The following is a 5,069-nucleotide window of genomic DNA, read 5'->3' as shown; positions in this document are numbered from 1 at the left end:
TACGAGGTTCACCCCGGGCGGGGGTTCGGGGGGCGGCGGCTCCAGCGGTTCGTCGGACCGCAGGAGGAGGTCCTCGCCCTGTTCCCAGTCGCCCTTCGGTGTCTGGGGCTCGCCGGAGTCCGTGCGGACCTGTGCCTCGCTCATCCGCCGCTTCAGTTCCTCGTACAGCGTGGAGAGGCGTAACTCCCCGGCGCCGTCGAGGACTTCGATGAGCTGGTCGGTGAAGGGGGTGGCTCTGCTGTGGTCGCCCGGCGGGATACGGCGGTTCTGCTGGACGCTCATCAGGAGCAGGATCTCCTGCTGGCGCCGGGCGTCACCGATCCGGTTGCGGCTGCCGCTCACGTTGCCCGCGTAGCAGCAGTCCAGGATCACCAGGACCCGTTCGGCCCTGCTCCGGGCCAGTTTGACGAGGACGTCCTTGAACTTCGCGGAGCCCAGCTTGGTCTCGCCGTCGCCGGGTTCGATCTGCGCGTTGCGCATCTGGAGGTGGATCTCGTCGCCGGGCTTGGAGGCGACCGCGTGTCCGGCGAAGTAGAACAGCAGCAGCCCCTCGGCGTCCCGGACCGCGTGCTCCAGGTCGTCCCAGAAATCGTCCAGCCGGGGTGAGGAGCTGACCCTCACCGCGTCCTCGCCGCCGAAGACGCCCTTCCACCGCAGGACGTCGTAGAGCCGGTTGCGGTTGTGGACGACGGCTTGCAGCTGACCGGGGACACCGCTCGGGTCGCGGGGCAGCACGCGGTCGTACTCGGAGACGCCGACCACCAGTGCCCGGTTGACCTTCTCGCGCGGGTCGAAGGCGCTCATCGTGGCTAGTCCTGGTCGGGTTCCAGCGGGTCCACCCGGGGATCGGGGGTGTCCTCCCGGTCGACCTGATTGGAGTTGGCCCGCCACGCCTGCACCGAGAGCTGCACGTTCCGCACGATCTCCGTGAGGCTCGCGGTCGCCGCAAGGACCTGGACGACCACCTCCAGCGCACCGCCCATATGCTCCCGGCCCCCATCGGCGCCGGGCTGCTCCACGATCCGCAGCTTCCCCTCACGCACCCGCGCCCCGAGCCACTCCTCGCGCTCCAGCCACGCCTTCAGCGCGTCGGCGTCCCCCGGGTCCCCGTCGAACCGAATCCGCACCCGCGATCCAGGTACCGCTTCCCCCTCAGCCATACCTCTCATCATGGCACCGCTCCCACGCCGGGGGGACCCTTTGGACACAACCCCCGATCCCTCGTGCACCACACCCGGCCGGCTCCTCCACCGGCGTCCGCGCCACGAACCCCGCCGACGGACTTGCAGAGCCCCGGCCCGTGCCCCACGGCGTTCACCTGTCCTCGTCGAGGGCCGCTCGCAGGTGAGGGACGAGATCCTCGGCCGAGACCTCTGCCCAGGCCGTGCCGGGCCGCAGGACCTCGTAGCGGCCTTCGCGCAGATCGTGCACCAGGACCTGACGGCTCGCCCGGTTCAGCGGGTCCACCCGCAGGCGTACGGCGCCGTGCGTGACCGTCGGGAACATGTTCCGCAGCACCTCGTCCGAGTGGAGACGGCGCAGAAGGTCTCCCGGGCCGGAGTCGGAGGACAGGAGGTCGGTCCACTGAGCAGCGGTCGGCTCCCCCCTGTCGAGCGCTCCGGCGAATTCCTCCAGTTCCAGGAACGCGAACTCCTCGGCCAGCACGTCGAGCGGCACACCGTCCCGCCAGGCGGCGATCACGTCGACGAGGAGCCCGAGATCGTCCGTGGCCCCGATCTCCCAGGCGAAGCCGGGAATGTGGACACGCACACGGAAGAGCCGCTCCTCATCGGACGGATCGACCGACACGTACCCCCTCGTCGTCTCGACCGTGACGTCCTCGGTGGCCCAATCCGGCACCCCGACATCGCGCCCCCGCCACCGCGCGGCCTCCCGCACAGCAGCCCCGAGCCCACCGGAAGCAACCACGTCCGGGTACAGATCACCCATGCCCTCCTCCTCGCCTTCCTCAGCAGCCAGAGGGCCGGCCACCTAGAGGCCCAGGACCTGATCAAACTCGAACCAGAGGTCGAGAAGTGGTCAGACACCCTCACGCCGCACGACCACGGGCGGGTCATGTTCTACGCCGACCTCCTCGTCGACTACGACGGGATACTGGACGAGCCCTACAGCCGCCATCTCGGCGGCAAGGTCCGGGAACTCCGGTTCCGCCTCGGGCAGCAGCACTACCGCATCACCTACTGGCTCGCGCCGAACCGCCGCATCGTGTTCCTCACCGTCTTCCCCAAGACGCAACGCCAGGAGACAGCGGAGGTACAACGCGCTCTCCTCGCGCAGAAAACCTGCGAAGCCGAGCACCCACCCGCCCACACCGTCTACGACCGCTTCCCGGAGGACACGCCATGAGCCACGCCCGTTGGGAGATCACCGACGCCGACCGGTCCCGTGAGGGATACCAGGAGGCCCGCCGGGCTACCTGTTCGGGAAGGCCGTCCGGGACCGCCGTACGGCACTGGGGATGACGCAGGCCCGGCTGGCCGAGCGCGCGGGTATGACTCAGGCCGCCGTCTCCCGATTGGAACACGGCGGCGCGACTCCCACGATCCCGCTGCTCGAACGCCTGGCCACGGCCCTGGAATCCACCCTCCACCTGGACATCACGCCGGACAGCGATCTGTCGGTGAGCTTCACGTCTCAGGCCGCCTGACGGCAGGGTCAGGGGGAGGTGGTGTGGGAGATGAAGGTGGACCAGGTGGTGGGGGTGACCTGGAAGGTGGGGCTGGAGGAGGTGAGCTTCGAGTCGCGGATGTGTACGCAGGTGGGGGTGGTGGCGATCTCGATGCAGTCGTCGCCGTTGGGGCCGTCGCTGTAACTGCTCTTGAACCACGCCAGTTCGGAGGTGTCACCGGCGAGGGCCTTGCGGATCATGTTTCTCCCAGCAGTCGTTCAATGTCGACCAGCGTCTCCCGGGGCGGGAGGGCCAGCGATCGGATCGTGCCATATTGCAACTCGATGATGCGGAGTTGCTTCGGGTCCTTGGTGGCCCGGCCGTTGAAGAGGCGGTCGGCACGACCTGCCGCCGATCCGTCCGCGAACTTGAACAGCTCCATCTTGCCGTCCAGCCCCGGGTGAGGGTCGGAGTTGGTCGGCATGACCTGAAGGGTGACGAAGTCCAACCGCCCTACCTCCAGCAGGTGTTCGAGCTGCCGCCTCCAGGCCATTGTGCCCCCAACATGGCGCCGGAGAATCGCCTCTTCGAGCACGAAGTGCATGGAAGGCGCCGGGTCCCGCTCGAAGACGGACTTACGGGCCATCCTCGCCGCCAGCCGCCGCTGCACCTCTTCCGAGGAGTAGGTCGGCTGCCAGGAGCGCAACAACGCCTCCGCGTGCTCCGGCGTCTGCAACAACCCCGGCAGGCTGTTGCAGACGTACACCCCGATCTCGACGGCCACGCCCTCGATCTTCTCCAAGTCCCGCACCTTCTTCGGATACCGCACCTTCTGCACGTTCTCCCGCAGCTCGGCGACCATCCCCCCGGCCTCCAGCACCTCGTCCGCCCGGTCGTAGAAGTCCAACCGCGCCGGAATCCGCTCCCCCCGCTCAATCTTGTAGATCATGTCCTCGCTGTAATTCACCAGCTTCCCGAACTGCACCGCCCGCATCTTCCGCAGCTCGCGCCACTTCTTGATCTGCCGCCCGGCGGTCTCCAGTACCGCCAGCCCCCACTCGTCGTCCGGGTCAGGGGCCCAACCCGGCTCTTCCTCACCCTTGTTGGTCTGCTGCGCACTCTCCGACATGGCCCGCCCTTTCACTGCGTACCGTGACCTCCTCGCGACGCCAGGTACCCAACCAACGGTCTAGACGCCCTAGACACCACTGGACAGCGCCAAGACAGTTACCGTACGCAGTCGCCAAGTAGCCGATAACGCTAGCCACTTCCCGCCACCCTGGGTCACGTGAACAGCGAATCTCCCCAGACCCCAGCCCCCCTCCCCGCCCTCACCTTCTGCGTGCAACTCTCCCCCACGCGCCGGGGTGCACGCCTGGCCCGTCTCCTGGTCACGGAACAACTCCGTTGCTGGGGACTCCCGTTGTACCCGGCGCAACAGGTGATCGCCGAGCTGGCGAACAACGCGGCGACGCACGGCCGCGTCCCCGGCAGGGACTTCCGTGTCGCGATGTACGTCCTCGGCGAGACGCTCCGCCTGGAGGTGACCGACACGCGCGACGACGCCGTACCGAACTGCCAACTCCCGCTGGAGGAGGGCGAGTCGGGGCGAGGGCTCGCTCTCATGGACGCGCTGACGTCGAGGTGGGGCGTGTCGTTCGGCCCCACGCCCCGCAAGACCGTGTGGGCGGAGATCGGGCTGCGCAACGACCGCCTCGCGGGGAACGCCGTACCGGTGAACGGCGTTCCGGCGGGCGGGAGTTCGAGGCGGCGCGAGGTCAACCACCAGTAAGTACTGGGGTGGAAAGTACCTTTCCCAACCCCCTCCGTCCCCCACGGCGCCCGGTGCAAGCTCTCCCCATAGCTTGACACCCCAAAAAGGGCCTGCCCTATGCTCGCGCCCACCACACAAAAAAGTCGGCCCCCGCCGGGACTCGGAATCCCGAACGAGGGCCTGACCACCTAGGAAGCTGATCCTCTTCCCGATGGTTAAAGAAAACACTAACGCGCCCTCGTACGCCCACCTCCCCCTCCCCGCCGATTTCTCCCCCCACGGCGTCACGCACGTCACCGTCCGCCACACCGCCCGCTTCACGGTGATCGGCAACCACCTCGCCCAGCACCCGGACCTGTCGCTGCTCGCGATCGGACTCGGCACGCACATCCAGTCACTCCCCGCCGGCGCTCCCATCAGCATCAAGGCCCTCACGGGTCGCTTCGTCGAGGGCGCCGACCGAATCGCCTCGGGGCTACGGGAGTTGGAGGCGCACGGCTACCTCCGCCGGGAACGCCAGCGGCTGGCCTCGGGGCACGTGGTGACACGGACGGTGTCGTACAACAACCCGGGGGCGTACGGCCCCAAGGACCCCGGCGACGACGACCCCGTACCGCCGACCCCAAAACGACCCCGCGAACCGGAACCGCCGACGGCCCCACCACC

Annotated in this window: 8 protein-coding genes and 1 pseudogene; 4 read left to right on the top strand and 5 right to left on the bottom strand. The window is 68.4% G+C overall.

The window, feature by feature from the left end; translation table 11 throughout:
* From AOK24_RS19610 to AOK24_RS19600, 3 genes are all read right to left on the bottom strand, one after another.
* Positions 1-804, bottom strand: an 804-nt coding sequence (locus AOK24_RS19610) for a caspase family protein (RefSeq protein WP_206191237.1), incomplete at its 3' end; no start/stop codon positions are given.
* Positions 805-809: 5 nt separating this feature from the next.
* Positions 810-1,160, bottom strand: coding sequence for an effector-associated constant component EACC1 (locus AOK24_RS19605; protein WP_063799483.1), 351 nt, complete (start codon positions 1,158-1,160; stop codon positions 810-812).
* 154 nt (positions 1,161-1,314) lie between these two features.
* Positions 1,315-1,950: a hypothetical protein gene (locus AOK24_RS19600; RefSeq protein ID WP_055721365.1), complete on the bottom strand. Its 636-nt coding sequence runs from the start codon at positions 1,948-1,950 to the stop codon at positions 1,315-1,317.
* A 57-nt stretch (positions 1,951-2,007) separates the two neighbouring features.
* On the opposite strand from AOK24_RS19600, the gene AOK24_RS19595 reads away from it, so the two are divergent.
* Positions 2,008-2,367 (top strand): type II toxin-antitoxin system RelE/ParE family toxin, encoded by a 360-nt coding sequence (locus AOK24_RS19595; protein ID WP_055721368.1) that lies wholly within the window; start codon positions 2,008-2,010, stop codon positions 2,365-2,367.
* A gap of 112 nt (positions 2,368-2,479) precedes the next feature.
* On the top strand, positions 2,480-2,668 hold the full coding sequence (locus AOK24_RS50830; RefSeq protein WP_240554009.1) for a helix-turn-helix domain-containing protein: 189 nt from the start codon (positions 2,480-2,482) through the stop codon (positions 2,666-2,668).
* Between the two features lie 8 nt (positions 2,669-2,676).
* On the opposite strand, the gene AOK24_RS19585 is transcribed toward AOK24_RS50830, so the two are convergent.
* Positions 2,677-2,889: a DUF397 domain-containing protein gene (locus AOK24_RS19585; RefSeq protein WP_055721364.1), complete on the bottom strand. Its 213-nt coding sequence runs from the start codon at positions 2,887-2,889 to the stop codon at positions 2,677-2,679.
* Positions 2,886-3,758: a helix-turn-helix domain-containing protein gene (locus AOK24_RS19580; RefSeq protein ID WP_055721363.1), complete on the bottom strand. Its 873-nt coding sequence runs from the start codon at positions 3,756-3,758 to the stop codon at positions 2,886-2,888. Before AOK24_RS19580 ends, AOK24_RS19585 begins: the two co-directional genes overlap by 4 nt.
* Positions 3,759-3,917: 159 nt before the next feature.
* Here AOK24_RS19580 and AOK24_RS19575 point away from each other — a divergent pair, with 159 nt between their 5' ends.
* A complete protein-coding gene (locus tag AOK24_RS19575) occupies positions 3,918-4,421 on the top strand; it encodes an ATP-binding protein (RefSeq protein WP_079056890.1) in 504 nt (167 codons plus the stop codon).
* Between the two features lie 193 nt (positions 4,422-4,614).
* Positions 4,615-5,069, top strand: a pseudogene (locus tag AOK24_RS19570) (hypothetical protein); the annotation flags it as partial.

The organism is Streptomyces niveiscabiei, assembly GCF_001419795.1.
GTDB lineage: Bacteria > Actinomycetota > Actinomycetes > Streptomycetales > Streptomycetaceae > Streptomyces > Streptomyces niveiscabiei.
This window is presented reverse-complemented; position numbering and strand designations above follow the sequence as displayed.